This is a genomic window from Streptomyces sparsogenes, assembly GCF_001704635.1.
In the GTDB taxonomy this organism is placed as follows: Bacteria; Actinomycetota; Actinomycetes; order Streptomycetales; family Streptomycetaceae; genus Streptomyces; species Streptomyces sparsogenes.
On record NZ_MAXF01000083.1, the window covers coordinates 1 to 20,417 of the forward strand.

The 20,417-nt window shown below is 69.6% G+C and carries 19 protein-coding genes and 3 tRNA genes; 17 read left to right on the forward strand and 5 right to left on the reverse strand.

Features of this window, described 5'->3' with window-relative positions:
- Positions 1-1,181, reverse strand: a 1,181-nt coding sequence (locus BBH68_RS41475) for a hypothetical protein (RefSeq protein ID WP_176586717.1), incomplete at its 3' end; no start/stop codon positions are given.
- 241 nt (positions 1,182-1,422) lie between these two features.
- Between BBH68_RS41475 and BBH68_RS15975 the strand changes: the two genes are divergently transcribed.
- Positions 1,423-1,920 (forward strand): DUF3574 domain-containing protein, encoded by a 498-nt coding sequence (locus BBH68_RS15975; RefSeq protein WP_065962929.1) that lies wholly within the window; start codon positions 1,423-1,425, stop codon positions 1,918-1,920.
- 138 nt (positions 1,921-2,058) lie between these two features.
- On the opposite strand, the gene BBH68_RS15980 is transcribed toward BBH68_RS15975, so the two are convergent.
- Positions 2,059-2,718 (reverse strand): NAD(P)H-binding protein, encoded by a 660-nt coding sequence (locus BBH68_RS15980; RefSeq protein ID WP_065962930.1) that lies wholly within the window; start codon positions 2,716-2,718, stop codon positions 2,059-2,061.
- A gap of 104 nt (positions 2,719-2,822) precedes the next feature.
- Here BBH68_RS15980 and BBH68_RS15985 point away from each other — a divergent pair, with 104 nt between their 5' ends.
- Positions 2,823-3,944 (forward strand): hypothetical protein, encoded by a 1,122-nt coding sequence (locus BBH68_RS15985; protein WP_245738077.1) that lies wholly within the window; start codon positions 2,823-2,825, stop codon positions 3,942-3,944.
- 41 nt (positions 3,945-3,985) lie between these two features.
- Here the strand turns inward: BBH68_RS15985 and BBH68_RS15990 are convergent, their stop codons facing one another.
- Complete coding sequence (locus BBH68_RS15990) at positions 3,986-5,284, reverse strand: amidohydrolase family protein (protein ID WP_065962932.1); 1,299 nt, start codon at positions 5,282-5,284, stop codon at positions 3,986-3,988.
- A 252-nt stretch (positions 5,285-5,536) separates the two neighbouring features.
- Between BBH68_RS15990 and BBH68_RS15995 the strand changes: the two genes are divergently transcribed.
- The 6 genes from BBH68_RS15995 to BBH68_RS16020 all read left to right on the forward strand — a co-directional run bounded on the left by BBH68_RS15995 (position 5,537) and on the right by BBH68_RS16020 (position 8,268).
- Positions 5,537-5,609, forward strand: a tRNA-Thr gene (locus BBH68_RS15995).
- Between the two features lie 56 nt (positions 5,610-5,665).
- Positions 5,666-5,738 (forward strand) — tRNA-Met (locus tag BBH68_RS16000).
- A gap of 83 nt (positions 5,739-5,821) precedes the next feature.
- Positions 5,822-5,986: a 50S ribosomal protein L33 gene (gene rpmG, locus BBH68_RS16005; RefSeq protein ID WP_065962933.1), complete on the forward strand. Its 165-nt coding sequence runs from the start codon at positions 5,822-5,824 to the stop codon at positions 5,984-5,986.
- A 123-nt stretch (positions 5,987-6,109) separates the two neighbouring features.
- Positions 6,110-6,613, forward strand: coding sequence for a MaoC family dehydratase N-terminal domain-containing protein (locus tag BBH68_RS16010; RefSeq protein WP_065962935.1), 504 nt, complete (start codon positions 6,110-6,112; stop codon positions 6,611-6,613).
- On the forward strand, positions 6,610-7,044 hold the full coding sequence (locus BBH68_RS16015) for a MaoC family dehydratase (protein ID WP_065962938.1): 435 nt from the start codon (positions 6,610-6,612) through the stop codon (positions 7,042-7,044). The genes BBH68_RS16010 and BBH68_RS16015 overlap by 4 nt, the downstream gene beginning before the upstream one ends.
- 168 nt (positions 7,045-7,212) lie before the next feature.
- Positions 7,213-8,268 carry a UDP-N-acetylmuramate dehydrogenase gene (locus BBH68_RS16020; protein ID WP_065962941.1) on the forward strand — a complete coding sequence of 352 codons (1,056 nt, stop codon included), beginning with the start codon at positions 7,213-7,215 and terminating at the stop codon, positions 8,266-8,268.
- Positions 8,269-8,324: 56 nt separating this feature from the next.
- Here the strand turns inward: BBH68_RS16020 and BBH68_RS16025 are convergent, their stop codons facing one another.
- Both BBH68_RS16025 and BBH68_RS16030 read right to left on the reverse strand, forming a co-directional pair.
- Positions 8,325-9,344: an adenosine deaminase gene (locus BBH68_RS16025; RefSeq protein ID WP_065962944.1), complete on the reverse strand. Its 1,020-nt coding sequence runs from the start codon at positions 9,342-9,344 to the stop codon at positions 8,325-8,327.
- 208 nt (positions 9,345-9,552) lie between these two features.
- The gene (locus tag BBH68_RS16030) at positions 9,553-10,791 is read right to left on the reverse strand and encodes a pyridoxal phosphate-dependent aminotransferase (protein WP_065962946.1); all 1,239 of its coding nucleotides are present in this window, start codon (positions 10,789-10,791) and stop codon (positions 9,553-9,555) included.
- A gap of 212 nt (positions 10,792-11,003) precedes the next feature.
- Between BBH68_RS16030 and BBH68_RS16035 the strand changes: the two genes are divergently transcribed.
- From BBH68_RS16035 to rpoB, 9 genes are all read left to right on the forward strand, one after another.
- Positions 11,004-11,076 (forward strand) — tRNA-Trp (locus BBH68_RS16035).
- Between the two features lie 104 nt (positions 11,077-11,180).
- On the forward strand, positions 11,181-11,471 hold the full coding sequence (gene secE, locus BBH68_RS16040; RefSeq protein WP_065962948.1) for a preprotein translocase subunit SecE: 291 nt from the start codon (positions 11,181-11,183) through the stop codon (positions 11,469-11,471).
- Between the two features lie 77 nt (positions 11,472-11,548).
- Positions 11,549-12,403 carry a transcription termination/antitermination protein NusG gene (nusG, locus tag BBH68_RS16045; protein ID WP_065962950.1) on the forward strand — a complete coding sequence of 285 codons (855 nt, stop codon included), beginning with the start codon at positions 11,549-11,551 and terminating at the stop codon, positions 12,401-12,403.
- A gap of 160 nt (positions 12,404-12,563) precedes the next feature.
- Entirely contained in the window at positions 12,564-12,998 is a 435-nt protein-coding gene (gene rplK / locus BBH68_RS16050; RefSeq protein WP_020869305.1) for a 50S ribosomal protein L11, read from the forward strand.
- Between the two features lie 231 nt (positions 12,999-13,229).
- The gene (gene rplA / locus BBH68_RS16055) at positions 13,230-13,946 is read left to right on the forward strand and encodes a 50S ribosomal protein L1 (RefSeq protein ID WP_076970853.1); all 717 of its coding nucleotides are present in this window, start codon (positions 13,230-13,232) and stop codon (positions 13,944-13,946) included.
- A gap of 165 nt (positions 13,947-14,111) precedes the next feature.
- Positions 14,112-14,996, forward strand: a complete 885-nt coding sequence (locus BBH68_RS16060) for an SCO4651 family lipoprotein (RefSeq protein WP_065962954.1) — start codon at positions 14,112-14,114, stop codon at positions 14,994-14,996.
- Between the two features lie 284 nt (positions 14,997-15,280).
- Entirely contained in the window at positions 15,281-15,838 is a 558-nt protein-coding gene (rplJ, locus tag BBH68_RS16065; RefSeq protein WP_065962956.1) for a 50S ribosomal protein L10, read from the forward strand.
- A gap of 78 nt (positions 15,839-15,916) precedes the next feature.
- Complete coding sequence (gene rplL / locus BBH68_RS16070; RefSeq protein WP_065962959.1) at positions 15,917-16,303, forward strand: 50S ribosomal protein L7/L12; 387 nt, start codon at positions 15,917-15,919, stop codon at positions 16,301-16,303.
- A 593-nt stretch (positions 16,304-16,896) separates the two neighbouring features.
- A complete protein-coding gene (gene rpoB, locus BBH68_RS16075; RefSeq protein ID WP_065962962.1) occupies positions 16,897-20,379 on the forward strand; it encodes a DNA-directed RNA polymerase subunit beta in 3,483 nt (1,160 codons plus the stop codon).
- Positions 20,380-20,417: the final 38 nt, after the last annotated feature.

The window sequence follows — 20,417 nt, forward strand, 5'->3', positions numbered from 1 at the left end:
GGAGGCTGAGGCGGCGGCTGCTGCGGCGGAGGCTGGGGCGGGGGTTGCTGGGGCGGCGGCTGTTGCTGCGGCTGCTGCTGTTGGTTGGGGTCGGGCTGCGGCTGGGACTGGTTGGGGTCCGGCTGAGGCGGCGGCTGCTGTTGGTTCGGGTCGGGCTGCGGCTGCTGCTGTTGATTGGGGTCCGGTTGGGACTGGTTGGGGTCCGGCTGAGGCGGCGGCTGCTGTTGGTTCGGGTCGGGCTGCGGCTGCTGCTGTTGATTGGGGTCCGGTTGGGACTGGTTGGGGTCCGGCTGAGGCGGCGGCTGCTGTTGGTTCGGGTCGGGCTGCGGCTGCTGCTGTTGATTGGGGTCCGGTTGGGACTGGTTGGGGTCCGGCTGAGGCGGCGGCTGCTGTTGGTTCGGGTCGGGCTGCGGCTGCTGCTGTTGATTGGGGTCCGGTTGGGACTGGTTGGGGTCCGGCTGAGGCGGCGGCTGCTGTTGGTTCGGGTCGGGCTGCGGCTGCTGCTGTTGATTGGGGTCCGGTTGGGACTGGTTGGGGTCCGGCTGAGGCGGCGGCTGCTGTTGGTTCGGGTCGGGCTGCGGCTGCTGCTGTTGATTGGGGTCCGGTTGGGACTGGTTGGGGTCCGGCTGAGGCGGCGGCTGCTGTTGGTTCGGGTCGGGCTGCGGCTGCTGCTGTTGATTGGGGTCCGGTTGGGACTGGTTGGGGTCCGGCTGAGGCGGCGGCTGCTGTTGGTTCGGGTCGGGCTGCGGCTGCTGCTGTTGATTGGGGTCCGGTTGGGACTGGTTGGGGTCCGGCTGCGGCTGCTGCTGTTGGTTCGGGTCCGGTTGGGACTGGTTCGGGTCGGGTTGCTGCTGGGTGTCCGGCGGTGGCTGGGGGTTCGACGGCTGATCCGACGGCTGATCCGACGGCTGATCAGACGGAATCGTCTCCGGCGTGGACTGCTGCGCCTCGGGAGGGGTGGCCGACTCGGACCGGTGTTTGTGAGATTTGTGCTTGGTTTTGGATGGGCTCGGCGATTTGGTCGAGGAATGGGATTCCCGTGGAGTGGTCGATCCAGGTGTGGAATCTCCGCCCGAGGCGTAGAAGAGGATCGCGAGCGCGATCAAGGCGACCACCGCGAAGAATACGCCGATAATGAGCGCGGAACGACGCGAGGTAAACCGCGATGAGTGCAGGCTCATATCTCCATCCTTCCCTCGCCTCCACTGTGCGCCGGTCATCGGCGACGCACCTCCCCCGACGGCATGGGAACGCACCCCTACCTTCGGGGGATGGATTTTGTCGCGCGCAAGCCGTGAATTCGCGTGGAAAGAGACGCCCGAACGGCTGGCGGGTGCCCAGGAGTTCGCAGCCCCCCGTGGGGGTTCCGAGGCGTCATGAGGCGCCCTGGCGCGGGGTGCGGCCGGACGCGATCATCCAGGGATGTTGACCTTGAAGCCGCGCGTGCGGCTCGCCGCCGTCGGGGCGGCCTTCGTCCTCGCCGCGGCCACGCCTGTCGCCGCGTACGCCGCGCTCGACGACGAGCCCGCCTCCGCCGCCTCGGCTCCCGCCTCCGCCGCCTCGGCTCCCGCCTCCGCCGTCAGCCGGGGCAAGCCGTATGTCGAGACCCGGCTGTTCTTCGGGACCCAGCGACCCGACGGCGGGCCGCCCGTGACCGACGAGCAGTTCATGGCCTTCGTCGACGAGGAGGTCACCCCGAGCTTCCCCTCGGGGCTGACGATCCAGGACGGGCGGGGGCAGTGGCGGGACCAGAACGGGACGATCGAGCGGGAGCGGTCGTACGAGCTGATCCTGCTGTATCCGGTGTCCGAGGCGCGGGCGCAGGACGCGCGGATCGAGCGGATCCGGGACACCTACGAGCGGCGGTACGCCCAGGAGTCCGTGGCCCGGGCCGACGAGACCACGCGGGTGGACTTCTAGGCGCCGCGCCGCCTGGAGCCGGCCGACCGGACCGGCCGGCCGACCGGATCGGCCGCCTGTCCGGATCGGCCGGCCGATCCGGACAGGCCGGCTGTCCGGGGCAGCCGACCGGCGGTACGCGGCGCGCCGCCCGATCCGCTATCCGACCGAGGCCGACACCGCCTCGGCGATCGGCGTCCCGCCGCCCACCAGTTCCAGGGTGCGGCCCGCCGTGCGGGGCTCGTCGAGGAGGGCGAGCAGGACGGCGGCCACGTCGTCGCGGGTGACCGAGCCGTAGTCGACGTGCTCGGCCAGGGTCACCCGGCCGGTGCCCGGGTCGTTCGTCAGGCGGCCCGGGCGCAGGATGGTCCAGTCGAGGGCCAGGCGGGCCCGTACGGCCGCGTCAGCCTCGGTCTTGGCGCGTAGGTAGGCGGCGAAGACCGGGTCGGTGTCCAGAGGGATCTCGCGGTCGGCGCCCATGGAGGAGACGACGAGGAACCGCCGTACGCCGGCCCGCTCGGCCGCGTCCGCGAAGAGCACGGCGGCGGCGTGGTCGACTGTCTCCTTGCGGGCCTCGCCGCTGCCGGGGCCCGCGCCGGCCGCGAAGACCGCGGCGTCGGCGGCCTCCAGGTGCTGGGCGACGTCGTCCACGGACGCCTCCTCCAGATCGCGCACGACCGGTTCCGCCCCGGCCGCCAGCAGGTCGCCCGCCTGTTCGGGGCGTCGGATGATGCCCGCGACCTCGTCTCCGCGCCTGGCGAGCAGCCGCTCCAGCCGCAGCGCGATCTGACCGTGTCCTCCAGCGATGACAATGCGCATGATCCCGACCGTACGCCGTGCAACCCTCCGAGGCATTCGGGAGTCTGACCGACAGATCAGGTGCTTAGTCTGATCAGCCATCCGGAGGAGTCCCGATTACCGCCATGTCCCCCATCCGTAAGCCCCTGGCGAAGTCCCTGATCAAGCCCCTGGTCGCGGTCGGCTGCACCACCGCGCTGGTCACCGGTGCCACCGCGTGCGGCGCCATCGAGAACATCTCGGCGGGCAAGAAGCTGGAGAACGCGACGGACAAGCTCGGCGAGCGCCGGTCAATGTCGATGGAGCTGGACCTCGACGTGACGCCCGAGCAGCTCATCGCGCTCTCCAAGAGTGACGGCGCCTCGGAGCCGATGCCGCGCGAGGCGGCCGAGGCGCTGGCCGGGGTGAAGGTCAGCGTGGCCGTGCAGGCCAAGAAGCCGCTGGCGGAGGCCAAGGACAAGGATCTGGTCGCGACCCAGCTGAAGCTCAGCGGGCCGGACGGGGTGCTCGCCGAGTACCGGGTCATGGGCAAGACCGCGTACGTACGGCTGGACATGCGGGCGTTCGGCGAGCTGAGCGGCGAACCGGTGCCGTCCGCCGACGAGATGCCCGAGTCCATGCCGGGCGGCAAGGCGCTGCGGAAGATCCTCGAGGGCGGGTGGGTCAAGGTCGACACCGCCGAGATGGAGAAGGCCCGCGCGGAGGTCGGCGGCCCGGGCGGCAAGAAGGCGTCCGGCGGCCCCGAGCTCTCCCCCGAGACCAGCAAGAAGATCACCAAGTCGCTGAAGAAGCTCTTCGCGCGCGAGGTCACCCTCAAGGACACCGGCAGCCGTGACGGGGCGGACCACGTGGTGGCCACCGGGCCGGTCAGGACCCTGCTGACCGGGATATTCGACGAGCTGCGGCCGTTCACCGACGAGATCCCGGGCGCCGAGGACCTGCCGACCGCCAAGGACTTCAAGGACCTGCCGAACAAGAAGATCGCGGTCGATTTCGCGATCAAGAACGGCACGCTCGCCAAGGCCAGCACGGACTTCGCCCCGCTCGCCGAGGGGCTGAAGAAGGGTGACAAGCTGCCGGTCACCCTGACGTTCGGCGAGGGCGGGAAGATCGCCGTCCCCTCGGGCGCCACCGAGCTCGACATCGCCGGGATGATGGACGCGATGATGGGCGGCTTCGAGGCCGGCGGCGACGCCGACGCCGATGCCATCTCCGGGGACAACTTCACCATTGAGGGCGATGCGTAGGGCTCCTCGGCTCGCAGCCTTGTGACCGCGGCGGCCGGCGGCTAGTCCGGCGGCTGCTGCGGCCGGCCGCCGGGGTCCGTGCGCGCCGGGCGGGTCTGCCGCGGCAGGTCCAGCGCCGCCGCGGCCGCCGAGGCGCAGTACTCCCGCACCGCGCTGGTGCGCGCCACCACGCGCCCCTGGTGCACCACCACCCGGCTGTAGGCGAGCGAGAGCACGCCCGGCAGGCCGTCGCCGCGCACCGCGAGCAGCTCCGCCGGGAAACCGGCCTCCACCCGCACCTCGGGCAGCCCCAGCGCGGCCCGGGCGCGCTCGCAGACCGCCTCGTACGCCTCCTCCGGCTCCGCCTCGCCCCGCGAGGCGAGGAGGAAGGCGGCCTCCAGCGGGTCGCCCCGCCCCACCGGGTTGGCGGCGTCCCGCAGCGCCCCGCTGCCCGCGGCGACCTTCACCCCGGCCGAGCGCAGCAGCCGCACCGGCGCGCAGCCCGGCGGGTGCGCCGCTCGCGCGCGCCGGTCCTCGAGGCCGACGCAGTCGCCCTGGGGCAGGCATACGACGGTGACCCCGGCCGCCGCGAGCCGCTCCGCCACCCGCGCCACCACCTCGCGCGGCAGCCGCGCCAGCCCCCCGCAGGGGCCGATCGTCACGCCCGGCCGCAGCCCGCCGGCCATCGCCGCGAGCCGGGCCAGCCGGGCCGGGTCGTCGCCGTCCGTGTGCAGGTCGACGGCGCAGCCGTGGCGGGCGGCGATGTCGAGGACGGCCTCCACATGGCCGGTGGGGTCGGGGTCGAGGTCGGGGCAGCCGCCGATGACCACTGCGCCCATCCGCACGGCGTCCCGCAGCATCGCCAGGCCGTCCGCCCCGGCCGTGCCGGTCAGCACGCGCGGCACCGCCACGGAGGACAGCTCGGTGAGCCCGCTCAGGGCCTCCCGGGCCCGCAGGACGGCCTCCATGGACCGCAGCCCGTGCACCCCGCCGATGGGCACGTGGGTGCGCAGGGCGGTGGCCCCGTGGCCGAGGTGCTGGAGAGCGGCCTCGATGGTGCGGCGCTGGACGTCCTCGGGGGCGTGGGAGACGGGCCCGGCGGCGTCGGCGGTGAGGGCGGTGTCGCAATGGGCGTGCGGCTCGGCGGGGGCGGGGAGCAGCAGATAGCCATCGAGGTCGAGGCGGGTACCGGGGATCAGGCTGCCCGCCGTGCCGACCGCCTCGATACACCCGCCGCGGACCCGGACGTCCACGGTGCGGCCGTCGGCGAGCCGGACGCCGCCGAGCACCAGCGCGGGGGCGGCCTCGGGCGCCGCGCCGCCGTGCGTGGGAGGCTGCTGCTGCGGGTGGCTGTCGGGCATCGCGCTCCTGGATGTCCTGGGGATGTCCTGTCTCGAGATCGCTCGACTCTCGAGATCGCTGGACGTGATCCGGGCCGAGCGGGGCCTGCCGCCGACCCTAGGACGCGCCGCGGGCGGCGTCCGGGAGGAGCCGAATAGTCGTACCGGTGTGGTGCCTGGGCGGGCGGCGACGCACACCGTCAGGGACACACCGACGGCGCTCCGATACGGATTTCACCTTCGGCGCCCGAGCGTGTAATGTCTTCATCGCTCGCCCCAATAGCTCAGTCGGCAGAGCGTCTCCATGGTAAGGAGAAGGTCTACGGTTCGATTCCGTATTGGGGCTCTGGTGTGAGAGGTGTCCCGCTCGACTTCGGTCGGGTGGGGGGCCGATTGCATCGCAGCGGTGTAGCTCAGTCGGTAGAGCAAGCGGCTCATAATCGCTGTGTCACCGGTTCAAGTCCGGTCACCGCTACTCACTGTAGCCGATTGTGGGGTCGGTCCTTCGATCGGCTACTATTTCTGCGTTCATCTATCCGTTCGTCAAGGAGCACTCACGTGGCTGCCACCGACGTCCGCCCGAAGATCACGCTGGCCTGCGTGGAGTGCAAGGAGCGGAACTACATCACCAAGAAGAACCGGCGCAACGACCCGGATCGTCTTGAGCTGAAGAAGCACTGCCCGCGTTGCAACGCGCACACCGCGCACCGCGAGACGCGATAAAGCGACGATCTGAAAGATCGCATTCAAGGTCGCCCCCACACGCGGGGGCGGCCTTGTTTCGTTCACAAGGCGTCTCTAAAAGATCCTCAGGACACTCAGACCACCGCAGGAGGTGCCGAGTCGATGGCGCTCGACCAGTCGTTCGTCGGGCGGTCCTACCCGCCCACCGCGCCCTACGAGGTCGGCCGGGAGAAGATCCGCGAATTCGCCGAGGCGATCGGTGACACCAATCCGGTGTACGTCGATCCGGAGGCGGCCAGGGCGCTGGATCACCCCGATGTGATCGCCCCGCCGACCTTCGTCTTCGCGATCACCTTCAAGGCCGCCGGGGAGCAGGTGATCAAGGACCCGCAGCTGGGCCTGGACTTCAGCAGGGTGGTGCACGGCGACCAGAAGTTCGTCTACACCCGCCCGGTGCGCGCCGGGGACCGGCTCACGGTCACCTCCACGATCGACTCGATCAAGTCGCTGGCCGGCAACGAGGTCCTCTCCGTCCGCGGCGAGGTGCACGACGAGAACGGTGAGCACGTGGTGACCGCCCACACGACCCTCGTGGCCCGCGCCACCCCGGCCCAGGACACCCCGGCGGCGGCCCAGGAAGCCCCGGCAGCGGAGGACGCCAGATGACAGCCAAGGTCTCCTACGACGACGTCGAGGTCGGCACCGAGCTGCCGGCACAGGAATTCCCGGTGACCCGCGCCACCCTCGTCCGGTACGCGGGCGCCTCGGGCGACTTCAACCCGATCCACTGGAACGAGAAGTTCGCCAAGGAGGTCGGCCTCCCCGACGTCATCGCGCACGGCATGTTCACCATGGCCGAGGCGGGCCGTGTGGTGACCGACTGGGTCGGCGACCCGGCGGCCGTCGTGGAGTACGGGGTGCGCTTCACCAAGCCGGTCGTCGTGCCCAACGACGAGAAGGGCTCGGTCATCGAGGTGACCGCGAAGGTCGCCGCCAAGCTGGACGACGAGGCCCGTACGGTGCGGGTCGACATCACAGCGACCAGCGCGGACCAGAAGGTGCTCGGCCGGTCCCGCGCCGTCGTCCGCCTCGCCTGAGACACCCCCTGGGGCCGCGGCGCCTGAGACACCCCAGGACACCCCCTGGGGCCGCGGCGCCCGAAGAAGGCCGGAGCCCGGCCGCCCGCGGGGAACGAAAGGCGCGTCCCCCGCGGGGCCTGGCACCGCCGCCGGGCCCCGCCGGGGCGCCCCCGTACTCTTGAGCCCGTGCAGGAACTCCACGACGCGCCCCTGGCCCCGTACACCACCTTCCGCCTCGGCGGCCCGGCGGGCCGGCTGCTCACGGCCACCACCGACGACGAGGTGATCGCGGCGGTCCGCGAGGCCGACGCGGCCGGTACCCCGCTGCTGGTCATAGGCGGCGGCAGCAATCTGGTCATCGCCGACAAGGGCTTCGACGGCACCGCCCTGCGCATCGCGACCAGCGGCTTCACCCTCGACGGCGACCGGCTGGAGCTGGCCGCGGGCGAGAACTGGTCCGACGCCGTGGCCCGCACGGTCGAGGCAGGCCTCGCCGGCATCGAGTGCCTGGCCGGAATCCCCGGCTCGGCGGGCGCGACCCCCATCCAGAACGTGGGCGCGTACGGCCAGGAGGTCTCGACCACGATCACCGAGGTCGTCGCCTACGACCGGCGCGCCGAGACCGTCGTGACCCTCCCGAACGCCGACTGCGGCTTCGCCTATCGCCACAGCCGCTTCAAGGCCGATCCGCGGCGCTATGTGGTGCTGCGGGTGCGCTTCGCGCTGGAGGACGCGGGAGGCCTGTCCGCGCCGGTCAAGTACGCCGAGACCGCCCGCACGCTCGGGGTGGCGGTGGGGGAGCGGGTGCCCGTCGCCGCCGCCCGCGAAACGGTCCTGCGGCTCCGCGCGGGCAAGGGCATGGTCCTCGACCCGGCGGACCACGACACCTGGTCGGCGGGCTCCTTCTTCACCAACCCGGTCCTGTCCGAGGACGCCTACGCCGCCTTCCTGGCCCGCGTCGCCGAGCGCCTGGGCCCCGGCGTCACCCCGCCCGCCTACCCGGCGGGGGAGGGGCTGGTCAAGACCTCCGCCGCCTGGCTGATCGACAAGGCGGGGTTCACCAAGGGCTACGGCACCGGCCCGGCCCGCATCTCCACCAAGCACACCCTGGCCCTGACCAACCGCGGCGAGGCCACGACCGAGGACCTGCTCGCGCTCGCCCGCGAGGTCGTCGCGGGCGTCGAGGCCGCGTTCGGCATCACGCTCGTCAACGAGCCGGTGACGGTCGGCGTCAGCCTCTGACGGCACGTTCCCCGGCGCCCCACGGCGCCCCCTCGCGTCCGTCCCCCGACCGTCCGCTACCCGGCCGCCGCCAGCCACGCGTCGATGTCGGCCAGCAGCCGCGCGGCCACGTCCTCCGGGGCCGCCGAGCCGCGGACGGACTGCCGGGCCAGCTCGGCCAGCTCGGCGTCCGTGAAGCCGTGGTGCTCGCGCGCCAGCTCGTACTGAGCCGCCAGCCGCGACCCGAACAGCAGCGGGTCGTCGGCGCCCAGCGCCATGGGCACCCCGGCCTCGTACAGGGTGCGCAGCGGCACGTCCTCCGGCTTCTCGTACACGCCCAGGGCCACGTTGGAGGCCGGGCACACCTCGCAGGTGACCTGCCGCTCGGCGAGCCGGCGCAGCAGCCGGGGGTCCTCGGCGGCCCGTACGCCGTGCCCCACCCGCCGCGCGCCGAGGTCGTCCAGGCAGTCGCGCACGCTGCCCGGGCCGGACAGCTCGCCGCCGTGCGGCGCCGCCAGCAGGCCGCCGTCCCGGGCGATGGCGAAGGCACGGTCGAAGTCGCGGGCGAAGCCGCGCCGCTCGTCGTTGGAGAGCCCGAAGCCGATGACACCCCGGTCGGCGTAGCGGACCGCCAGCCGGGCCAGCGTGCGGGCCTCCAGGGGGTGCTTCATGCGGTTGGCGGCGACCAGCACCCGCATGCCCAGGCCGGTGTCCCGGGAGGCGGTCTCCACCGCGTCCAGGATGATCTCCAGCGCCGGGATCAGGCCGCCGAGCCGAGGGGCGTACGAGGTGGGGTCGACCTGGATCTCCAGCCACCCGGAGCCGTCCCGGACGTCCTCCTCGGCGGCCTCGCGCACCAGCCGCTGGATGTCCTCGGGCTCCCGCAGACAGGACCGCGCGATGTCGTACAGCCGCTGGAACCGGAACCAGCCGCGCTCGTCGGTGGCCCGCAGCCTGGGGGGCTCGCCGCCGCTGAGCGCCTCCGGGAGGTGGACGCCGTACTTGTCGGCCAGTTCGAGCAGCGTGGCGGGGCGCATCGAGCCGGTGAAGTGCAGATGCAGATGCGCTTTGGGGAGCAGATGTACGTCACGTGCCATCTGGAGATACTGCCCCAGCCCGGCGCGCGCCGGTACCGCTTTCGCCGAACGGGGGCTTGCCCGCACATGAATGCGGAAGGGCGGGGCGGGGCCCGCGGGAAAACGCCGGGCGGGCCGGGTGTGCCCGCTCGGCACGCCCGACCCGCCCGGTTTTTCCGGGGTACCCCTTACGCGTTCTCCGGGGCCCCCGCGTTTTCCGGGAGGGCCCTTACGCCCGCGCCTCGCCCAGCAGCTTCTGCAGCCGGGAGACGCCCTCGACGAGGTCCTCGTCGCCCAGCGCGTAGGAGAGCCGCAGGTAGCCCGGCGTGCCGAAGGCCTCACCCGGGACGACCGCGACCTCGGCCTCCTCCAGGATCAGCTCGGCCAGCTCCACGGAGCTCTGCGGCCGCTTGCCGCGGATCTCCTTGCCGATCAGGGCCTTCACCGACGGGTAGACGTAGAAGGCGCCCTCGGGCTCGGGGCACTCCACGCCGTCGATCTCGTTGAGCATCCGCACGATGGTGCGGCGGCGGCGGTCGAAGGCCTCGCGCATCGCGGCCACGGCGTCCAGGTCGCCCGAGACGGCGGCCACGGCGGCGGCCTGTGCGACATTGCTCACGTTCGAGGTGGCGTGCGACTGGAGGTTGGTCGCGGCCTTGACGACGTCCTTGGGGCCGATGACCCATCCCACGCGCCAGCCGGTCATCGCGTACGTCTTCGCCACACCGTTGACCACGATGCACTTGTCCCGCAGCTCGGGCACCACGACCGGCAGCGAGTGGAACCGCGCGTCCCCGTAGACCAGGTGCTCGTAGATCTCGTCGGTGAGCACCCACAGCCCGTGCTCGGCCGCCCAGCGCCCGATCGCCTCGACCTGCTCGCGCGAGTAGACGGCGCCCGTGGGGTTGGACGGGGAGACGAAGAGCAGCACCTTGGTGTGCGGGGTGCGGGCCGCCTCGAGCTGCTCCACGGAGACCCGGTAGCCGGTGGTCTCGTCGGCGACCACCTCGACCGGGACGCCGCCCGCGAGCCGGATCGACTCCGGGTAGGTGGTCCAGTACGGGGCGGGGACGATGACCTCGTCGCCCGGGTCCAGGATCGCCGCGAACGCCTCGTAGATCGCCTGCTTGCCGCCGTTGGTCACCAGGACCTGCGCCGCCTCGATCTCGTAGCCGCTGTCGCGCAGCGTCTTCGCGGCGATCGCCGCCTTGAGCTCGGGCAGCCCGCCGGCCGGGGTGTAGCGGTGGTACTTCGGGTCGCGGCAGGCCGCCACCGCCGCCTCGACGATGTAGTCGGGCGTGGGGAAGTCGGGCTCGCCCGCGCCGAAGCCGATCACCGGACGCCCGGCGGCCTTGAGGGCCTTGGCCTTGGCGTCGACGGCGAGGGTGGCGGACTCGGAGATGGACCCGATGCGGGCGGAGACGCGGCGCTCCGTCGGGGACTGTACGGGGGGAGTAGCAGCGGTCATATGTGCATCGTCCCAGACGGCCGAAGGGCGCGGCACGGGGGTTTACGGCCCGGGGGCGGTAGTGATGGGGGGCGTTGGAGCGCCATGGGCGCTTCTCGTTCGACGCCCGGCCTTCGAGCACGTACACTCAACCGTCGTTGGCCGCTCAACAGCCATTCCGCCCGCGCACTCCATGGAGCCGGGTGGATGCGGTAGGTTGGGTGGAGCCGCAAAGGGTCGTAGCTCAATTGGTAGAGCACTGGTCTCCAAAACCAGCGGTTGGGGGTTCAAGTCCCTCCGGCCCTGCTACACGCACATTTACCAGGGTGCGTGCGCGCGTACTAAGAATGCACCGCTGTGCGGCCGGGCCGGACGCGGCACGGCCACGACCCGGATTCAGGTGAGGACGAGTGACGGAAGCCCTTGGCTCCACCGCGACGCCTGAGAGCGGTCGTCCCGAAGACGAGGTGGCGGCCAAGAAGGGCCGTCGCGGTGGCAAGCGCGCCAAGAAGGGCCCCCTCGGCAGGCTCGCGCTCTTCTACCGCCAGATCATCGCTGAGCTGCGCAAGGTCGTGTGGCCCACGCGTGGCCAGCTGTCGACGTACACCACTGTGGTGATCGTCTTTGTGCTGATCATGATCGGTATCGTTACCGTGATTGACTTTGGGTTCAACCATGCCGTCACGTACGTCTTCGGCTGACCCTCGAAGGGTGGCGCTGTCTCCGAGTTGCCCCTTCGCACGTTCCACCCCCTTGTAGCCAGGAAGAAGCAGCCACCGTGTCTGACCCGAACCTGAACGAGGCCGCCGAGGCCGTCGAGTCCGTTGAGGACGAGCTCGACATCGTCGAGGCTGCCGATGAGGACCAGGCCGAGGCTGCCGAGGCTGAGGCGGGCGAGCCGGCCGAGCAGGACGCGGTCCACGTTGAGGACGAGGACGCTGTCCCGGGGGCCGGGGACGCCGCCGAGGCCGACGCAGAAGAGGCCGGAGAGGCCGACGAGGCCGAGGAAGCCGTCGTCGACCCGGTCGAGGCCCTGCGTGAGGAGCTGCGTACCCTCCCCGGCGAGTGGTACGTCATCCACACCTACGCGGGGTACGAGAACCGCGTGAAGACCAACCTCGAGCAGCGCGCCGTCTCGCTGAACGTCGAGGACTACATCTTCCAGGCCGAGGTGCCGCAGGAAGAGGTCGTCCAGATCAAGAACGGCGACCGTCGCACCGTGCGCCAGAACAAGCTGCCCGGCTATGTGCTGGTGCGCATGGACCTGACGAACGAGTCCTGGGGCGTGGTCCGCAACACCCCGGGCGTCACCGGCTTCGTGGGCAACGCGTATGACCCGTACCCGCTGACCCTGGACGAGATCGTCAAGATGCTCGCCCCGGAGGCCGAGGAGAAGGCCGCCAAGGCCGCCGCCGAGGAGGCGGGCCTGCCGACGCCGAGCCGCAAGGTCGAGGTCCAGGTGCTGGACTTCGAGGTGGGCGACTCGGTCACGGTCACCGACGGCCCCTTCGCGACGCTGCAGGCGACGATCAACGAGATCAACGCCGACTCGAAGAAGGTCAAGGGCCTGGTGGAGATCTTCGGCCGGGAGACCCCGGTCGAGCTGAGCTTCGACCAGATCCAGAAGAACTGACCATACGAACCTTCCGATCAGGTCAGACGGGCTTTCGCGGCCTGTCTGACCTGCTCGGTTTTAGGCCGCGCAGGTATACCCGTTATCGTTGTGCGGTATGCCTCCATCCGGATGATCCGGTATGGCGGCGAACCACCTCTCACTAGGACCCGGAGAGAGCATGCCTCCCAAGAAGAAGAAGGTCACGGGGCTGATCAAGCTCCAGATCCAGGCCGGTGCCGCGAACCCGGCCCCGCCGGTCGGCCCCGCGCTGGGCCAGCACGGCGTCAACATCATGGAGTTCTGCAAGGCCTACAACGCCGCGACCGAGTCGCAGCGCGGCATGGTCGTGCCGGTGGAGATCACGGTCTACGAGGACCGTTCCTTCACCTTCGTCACCAAGACTCCGCCGGCCGCCAAGCTGATCCTCAAGGCCGCGGGTGTGGAGAAGGGCTCCGGCGAGCCGCACAAGACCAAGGTCGCCAAGATCACCCGCGACCAGGTCCGCGAGATCGCCACCACCAAGATGCCCGACCTGAACGCCAACGACCTGGACGCCGCGGAGAAGATCATCGCCGGCACCGCCCGTTCCATGGGCATCACGGTCGAGGGCTGAAGGGCTCGCCTGTTCTCGTTCACCCCGTGAGCGAGCCGAAGGGCGCGCCGCCCGCGCCGAAGGCGCTGATCGATGCTGTGAAAGCGATGAGAGCAAGGGTCGCGTAGCGACCGCGCAGCGTCGAAGAGCGTCGACACCGGGTACGAGCGCCCGGAGGCGAGCGAGCACAAAAAAGGTGGCAGGGCCATGCGCGGCCCGGACCACGAACTCCACGACATTTCAGGAGCAGCAGTGAAGCGCAGCAAGACTTTCCGCAGCGCGGACGCCAAGATCGACCGGGAGCGCGTGTACCCCCCGCTCGAGGCGGTCCGGCTCGCCAAGGAGACCACCACGACCAAGTTCGACGCGACCGTCGAGGTGGCCATGCGTCTGGGCGTCGACCCGCGCAAGGCCGACCAGATGGTCCGCGGCACCGTGAACCTTCCGCACGGCACCGGTAAGACCGCCCGGGTCCTGGTCTTCGCGACCGGTGACCGTGCTGCGGCCGCGGAGGCCGCCGGCGCCGACATCGTCGGCTCCGACGAGCTGATCGACGAGGTGTCCAAGGGCCGGCTGGACTTCGACGCCGTCGTCGCCACCCCGGACCTGATGGGCAAGGTCGGCCGTCTGGGCCGGGTGCTCGGTCCGCGTGGTCTGATGCCGAACCCGAAGACCGGCACCGTCACCCCCGACGTGGCCAAGGCCGTCACCGACATCAAGGGCGGCAAGATCGAGTTCCGTGTCGACAAGCACGCGAACCTGCACTTCATCATCGGCAAGGTCTCCTTCGACGAGGCCAAGCTGGTGGAGAACTACGCCGCGGCGCTCGAGGAGATCAACCGTCTCAAGCCGTCCGCCGCGAAGGGCCGCTACATCAAGAAGGCGACCCTGACCACCACGATGGGTCCTGGCATCCCGCTGGACGCCAACCGCACCCGCAACCTGCTGGTCGAGGAAGAGGCCGTCTGAGGCGCTTTCCGAGCGTGCTCTGAGCGTCTCTGAGCGCTGTGAGAGCCGGGTTCCGGCACTTCCCCCGTGAAGTGCCGGAACCCGGCTCTCCGCGTTGTGCGTCCCCTCAGATACAGTCGCAGCAGTCGTAAAAGCTGCATAAGAAGCAAAGACATAGGGGGACCTGTGCGCGGTACTCGTTTCGCTGCCCGGTGTGCGGCGGTGCTCAGTGGTGTCGTCCTGGTGGCGGGAGTCACCGCCTGTGGGAGCGACAAGTCCGACAGTGACAAGGGCGGTGACAAGTCCGACAAGGCCGCCGAGTCGGTGGGCAGCCCGCTGGCAGCGCTGAAGCTCGCCTCGCAGAAGACGGACCAGCAGCACTCCGCCAAGGTCGAGGGCACCACCCAGATGGGCCCGCAGAACTCGAGCATGTCCGGCGCGATGGACTGGGCGAACGGCATGCACGCCAACATGACCATCACGCAGAAGGGCGGGGCGGTCCAGAACTCGCCGCTGGCCGGCAAGCCCATGGAGGCCCGGTACACGCCCGACGCGATGTTCATGAACCTCGGTGACGAGTTCGCGGCCCAGGCCGGCGGCAAGCACTGGATGAAGTACGACTACGACACCCTGGCCAAGCAGGCCGGCGCCTCCGGCGAGTTCCTCAAGGACCAGATGCAGAACACCGACCCGGCGCGCGCGGTGCAGCTGCTGATCGCCACCGGCAAGGTCAAGAGCGTGGGCTCGGAGTCGGTCAAGGGCGTCAAGGCGACCCACTACACCGGCACGGTGAAGGTCTCCGAGCTGGCCGAGATGCAGTCCAAGGACCTCAGCAAGTCGGACCTGGAGTCGCTGCAGAAGCAGCTCCAGACCTCCGGCATGGAGACCGAGACCATCGACCTGTGGATCGACGGCAACAACCTGCTGGTCAAGAAGCGGGAGCAGGCCGACAGCAACAACGGCAAGTACGACTCGACGGTCTTCTACTCGGACTACGGCACCGACGTCACGGTCACCGAGCCGCCGGCCTCGGACACCATGAACTTCGAGGACGCCATGAAGCAGCAGTGACCCCCGCTGCGAGCTGATTTGCCTGGCCGCGGCCCGTTCGCGTAATCTGCCACAGAAGCCAAAGACCGCTGGTCGCTGCTGTGCCTCCACAGGGGGTGCGGCGGCCGAAGGATCCGCTAGCTGCGGACGACCTGCGCAGGTGATTGTGGATGGACTCCCGATCGGGCCGCCGAGCCCGTGCGGTCGAGTCACGCCCCGAGCGCCTGCGCCGGGGCGTTTCGTTTTGTTCAGCCTCCTTTCCCAGGCCGATGCGGTCCTCATCACCCGGAAGGAGGCCGAGGCTCATGGCGAGGCCTGACAAGGTCGCAGCCGTCGAGGAGATGACGGACAAGTTCCGCACCTCCAACGCTGCTGTTGTGACCGCGTACACCGGTCTCACCGTGGCGCAGCTCAAGGAGCTGCGTCGTTCGCTCGGTGAGAACGCTCAGTACCGTGTGGTGAAGAACACGCTGACCAAGATCGCGGCCAACGAGGCCGGGATCACCACGCTCGACGACCTGTTCGCGGGTTCGTCGGCCGTCGCCTTCGTGACCGGTGACCCGGTCGAGGCGGCGAAGGGTCTCCGTGACTTCGCCAAGGAGAACCCCGCTCTCGTCATCAAGGGCGGTGTCCTTGACGGCAAGGCGCTGTCCGCCGACGAGATCAAGAAGCTCGCGGACCTCGAGTCCCGCGAGGTGCTGCTCGCCAAGCTGGCGGGCGCCATGAAGGGCAAGCAGTCCCAGGCTGCGGCGCTCTTCCAGGCGCTCCCGTCGAAGTTCGTCCGCACGGCGGAGGCGCTTCGCGTCAAGAAGGAAGAGCAGGGCGGTGCCGGCGAGCCGGCTCCCGCCGAGGCCGCGGAGTAACTCTCCCGCTGCCCAGCGGGCCCGTGCCCGCCGACATGTACATCCGGCACCAGCCGATTTAGTGGAAGGACCGCCATCATGGCGAAGCTCAGCCAGGAAGACCTGCTCGCGCAGTTCGAGGAGATGACCCTCATCGAGCTCTCCGAGTTCGTGAAGGCCTTCGAGGAGAAGTTCGACGTCACCGCCGCCGCCCCGGCCGCCGTGGCCGTCGCCGCGGGTGCCCCGGGCGCCCCGGCCGAGGCCGAGGAAGAGAAGGACGAGTTCGACGTCATCCTCACCGGCGCCGGCGACAAGAAGATCCAGGTCATCAAGGTCGTGCGTGAGCTGACCTCGCTGGGTCTGAAGGAGGCCAAGGACCTCGTCGACGGCACCCCGAAGCCGGTTCTGGAGAAGGTCAACAAGGAGCAGGCCGAGAAGGCCGCCGAGTCCCTCAAGGGTGCCGGCGCCTCCGTCGAGGTCAAGTGACCTCAGGGGCAGGGGCTCACGGGCCCCGCAGGGCCCGCTGACCCGCTCCGTTCCGTAAGGGCGATCACCCGTTGGGGTGGTCGCCCTTCGGCGCTTCCGTCACGGCTGCGTTGCCTTGTCCCCGCCTGCGGGTATGGTGATCTTCGTTGCCCGTCGCCACGCCCTGTGACGATCTCGCCGGAGTGGGGGGCCTTGACGAACGGCACGCAGCGCGCAATTCTCAGGACGCGACGTCACACCGATCCAAGTCCGAGGCATGGATCGTCGGCGAAGCGGGCAGTATCGATATGCGCCTGAGGCGCGTGGTCGGCTGTAGGCGTTCGAAAACACGAGAAGATACCGAGGGGGAGCGGCCCCCTCACCGGAGGGAGAGATTGGCGCTGCCGGTCTCAGAAACTCGGAGCTGGACATCAGTGTGCCTTGTGGCTACACTGACCCTTTGCGCTGCCTGTTAGCTGCCTCCTGCCCGTCACCAGGGGCTGCCCATCCTGAAGCACTGCCGAGGAAATCTCTCTGACCAGGGGTTTCCGGGCGACGCCCAAGGTGGGACCGGCACGCGCGTAGTGAGTCCGAGCCCTCGGAAGGACCCCCTCTTGGCCGCCTCGCGCAACGCCTCGACTGCCAATACGAACAACGGCGCCAGCACCGCCCCGCTGCGCATCTCCTTTGCGAAGATCAAGGAGCCTCTCGAGGTTCCGAATCTCCTCGCGCTGCAGACCGAGAGCTTCGATTGGCTGCTCGGCAATGCCGCGTGGAAGGCTCGCGTCGAGGCTGCGCTGGACAGTGGTCAGGACGTCCCCACCAAGTCCGGTCTGGAAGAGATCTTCGAGGAGATCTCCCCGATCGAGGACTTCTCCGGGTCGATGTCCCTGACCTTCCGCGATCACCGCTTCGAGCCCCCGAAGAACTCGATCGACGAGTGCAAGGAGCGCGACTTCACCTACGCCGCGCCGCTCTTCGTCACGGCCGAGTTCACCAACAACGAGACCGGTGAGATCAAGTCCCAGACGGTCTTCATGGGCGACTTCCCGCTCATGACCAACAAGGGCACCTTCGTCATCAACGGCACCGAGCGTGTCGTGGTGTCCCAGCTGGTGCGCTCGCCGGGTGTGTACTTCGACTCCAGCATCGACAAGACGTCCGACAAGGACATCTTCTCCGTCAAGGTCATCCCCTCCCGGGGCGCCTGGCTGGAGATGGAGATCGACAAGCGCGACATGGTCGGTGTGCGCATCGACCGCAAGCGCAAGCAGTCCGTGACCGTCCTCCTGAAGGCGCTCGGCTGGACCACCGAGCAGATCCTCGAGGAGTTCGGCGAGTACGAGTCCATGCGCGCCACCCTGGAGAAGGACCACACCCAGGGCCAGGACGACGCGCTGCTCGACATCTACCGCAAGCTGCGCCCGGGCGAGCCCCCGACGCGTGAGGCCGCGCAGACGCTGCTGGAGAACCTCTACTTCAACCCGAAGCGCTACGACCTGGCCAAGGTCGGCCGCTACAAGGTCAACAAGAAGCTGGGCGCCGCCGCTCCGCTGGACGCGGGCGTCCTGACGGTCGAGGACATCATCGCCTCGATCAAGTACCTGGTGAAGCTGCACGCCGGCGAGACCGAGACGGTCGGCGAGAACGGGCAGACGATCGTCGTCGAGACCGACGACATCGACCACTTCGGCAACCGCCGCATCCGCAACGTCGGCGAGCTGATCCAGAACCAGGTCCGCACGGGTCTGGCCCGTATGGAGCGCGTCGTCCGCGAGCGGATGACGACTCAGGACGTCGAGGCGATCACGCCGCAGACCCTGATCAACATCCGGCCGGTCGTCGCCTCCATCAAGGAGTTCTTCGGCACCAGCCAGCTGTCGCAGTTCATGGACCAGACGAACCCGCTGTCGGGTCTGACCCACAAGCGCCGTCTGAACGCGCTCGGCCCCGGTGGTCTCTCTCGTGAGCGGGCGGGCTTCGAGGTCCGAGACGTGCACCCGTCGCACTACGGCCGCATGTGCCCGATCGAGACGCCCGAAGGCCCGAACATCGGTCTGATCGGCTCGCTCGCCTCGTACGGCCGGGTCAACGCGTTCGGCTTCATCGAGACCCCGTACCGCAAGGTCGTGGACGGCGTCGTCACCGACGAGGTCGACTACCTGACGGCCGACGAGGAGGACCGCTTCGTCATCGCGCAGGCCAACGCGCCGCTGACGAACGACCTGCGCTTCGCCGAGAACCGCGTCCTGGTCCGCCGCCGTGGCGGCGAGGTCGACTACATCCCGGGCGACGACGTCGACTACATGGACGTCTCGCCGCGCCAGATGGTGTCGGTCGCGACCGCGATGATCCCCTTCCTCGAGCACGACGACGCCAACCGCGCGCTCATGGGCTCGAACATGATGCGCCAGGCCGTGCCGCTGATCAAGGCGGAGTCCCCGCTCGTCGGCACCGGCATGGAATACCGCTGCGCGGTCGACGCCGGCGACGTCATCAAGGCCGAGAAGGACGGTGTCGTCCAGGAGGTCTCCGCCGACTACGTGACGGTGGCCAACGACGACGGCACCTACAACACCTACCGGGTGGCCAAGTTCTCCCGCTCCAACCAGGGCACCTCCTTCAACCAGAAGGTCGTCGTGGACGAGGGCGCTCGGGTGATCGCCGGCCAGGTGCTGGCCGACGGCCCGTCCACCGAGGACGGCGAGATGGCGCTCGGCAAGAACCTCCTGGTGGCGTTCATGCCGTGGGAGGGCCACAACTACGAGGACGCGATCATCCTCAGCCAGCGTCTGGTGCAGGACGACGTCCTCTCCTCGATCCACATCGAGGAGCACGAGGTCGACGCCCGTGACACCAAGCTCGGCCCCGAGGAGATCACCCGGGACATCCCGAACGTGTCCGAGGAGGTCCTGGCCGACCTCGACGAGCGCGGCATCATCCGCATCGGTGCCGAGGTCGTGGCCGGGGACATCCTGGTCGGCAAGGTCACCCCGAAGGGTGAGACCGAGCTGACCCCGGAGGAGCGCCTGCTGCGCGCGATCTTCGGTGAGAAGGCCCGTGAGGTCCGTGACACCTCGCTGAAGGTGCCGCACGGTGAGATCGGCAAGGTCATCGGCGTGCGCGTCTTCGACCGCGAGGAGGGCGACGAGCTGCCGCCGGGCGTGAACCAGCTGGTCCGCGTCTATGTGGCGCAGAAGCGCAAGATCACCGACGGTGACAAGCTCGCCGGCCGCCACGGCAACAAGGGCGTCATCTCCAAGATCCTGCCGGTCGAGGACATGCCGTTCCTGGAGGACGGCACCCCGGTCGACATCATCCTCAACCCGCTGGGTGTCCCGTCCCGAATGAACCCGGGACAGGTCCTGGAGATCCACCTCGGCTGGCTGGCCTCCCAGGGCTGGAAGGTCGACGGCGACGAGGAGTGGATGCAGCGTCTGAGGGCCATCGGCGCCGACGAGGTGCAGCCCGGCACCAACGTCGCGACCCCGGTCTTCGACGGCGCCCGCGAGGACGAGCTGGCCGGCCTGTTCGAGCACACCGTGCCGAACCGGGACGGCGAGCGCATGGTGCTGCCCTCGGGCAAGGCCCGGCTGTACGACGGCCGCTCCGGCGAGCCGTTCCCGGACCCGATCTCGATCGGCTACATGTACATCCTCAAGCTGCACCACCTGGTGGACGACAAGCTGCACGCCCGCTCCACCGGTCCGTACTCGATGATCACCCAGCAGCCGCTGGGTGGTAAGGCTCAGTTCGGTGGCCAGCGCTTCGGTGAGATGGAGGTGTGGGCGCTCGAGGCCTACGGCGCCGCCTACGCCCTCCAGGAGCTGCTGACCATCAAGTCCGACGACGTCACCGGTCGCGTGAAGGTCTACGAGGCCATCGTCAAGGGCGAGAACATCCCCGAGCCCGGCATCCCCGAGTCCTTCAAGGTGCTCATCAAGGAGATGCAGTCCCTGTGCCTCAACGTGGAGGTGCTGTCGTCCGACGGCATGTCCATCGAGATGCGCGACACCGACGAGGACGTCTTCCGCGCTGCGGAGGAGCTCGGTATCGACCTGTCCCGGCGCGAGCCGAGCAGCGTCGAAGAGGTCTGACGGGTCTGGCTGGGGCGGTCGACCACCGCGACCGCCCC

Excerpts from the sequence above, each read along its gene's own strand:
- BBH68_RS15975 (WP_065962929.1), top strand. The coding sequence starts at position 1,423 with ATGTTGACCTTGAAGCCGCGCGTGCGGCTCGCCGCCGTCGGGGCGGCC.
- BBH68_RS15980 (WP_065962930.1), bottom strand. The coding sequence starts at position 2,718 with ATGCGCATTGTCATCGCTGGAGGACACGGTCAGATCGCGCTGCGGCTG.
- BBH68_RS15985 (WP_245738077.1), top strand. The coding sequence starts at position 2,823 with ATGTCCCCCATCCGTAAGCCCCTGGCGAAGTCCCTGATCAAGCCCCTG.
- BBH68_RS15990 (WP_065962932.1), bottom strand. The coding sequence starts at position 5,284 with ATGCCCGACAGCCACCCGCAGCAGCAGCCTCCCACGCACGGCGGCGCG.
- BBH68_RS16010 (WP_065962935.1), top strand. The coding sequence starts at position 6,110 with ATGGCGCTCGACCAGTCGTTCGTCGGGCGGTCCTACCCGCCCACCGCG.
- BBH68_RS16015 (WP_065962938.1), top strand. The coding sequence starts at position 6,610 with ATGACAGCCAAGGTCTCCTACGACGACGTCGAGGTCGGCACCGAGCTG.
- BBH68_RS16025 (WP_065962944.1), bottom strand. The coding sequence starts at position 9,344 with ATGGCACGTGACGTACATCTGCTCCCCAAAGCGCATCTGCATCTGCAC.
- BBH68_RS16030 (WP_065962946.1), bottom strand. The coding sequence starts at position 10,791 with ATGACCGCTGCTACTCCCCCCGTACAGTCCCCGACGGAGCGCCGCGTC.
- rplK (WP_020869305.1), top strand. The coding sequence starts at position 12,564 with ATGCCTCCCAAGAAGAAGAAGGTCACGGGGCTGATCAAGCTCCAGATC.
- rplJ (WP_065962956.1), top strand. The coding sequence starts at position 15,281 with ATGGCGAGGCCTGACAAGGTCGCAGCCGTCGAGGAGATGACGGACAAG.
- rplL (WP_065962959.1), top strand. The coding sequence starts at position 15,917 with ATGGCGAAGCTCAGCCAGGAAGACCTGCTCGCGCAGTTCGAGGAGATG.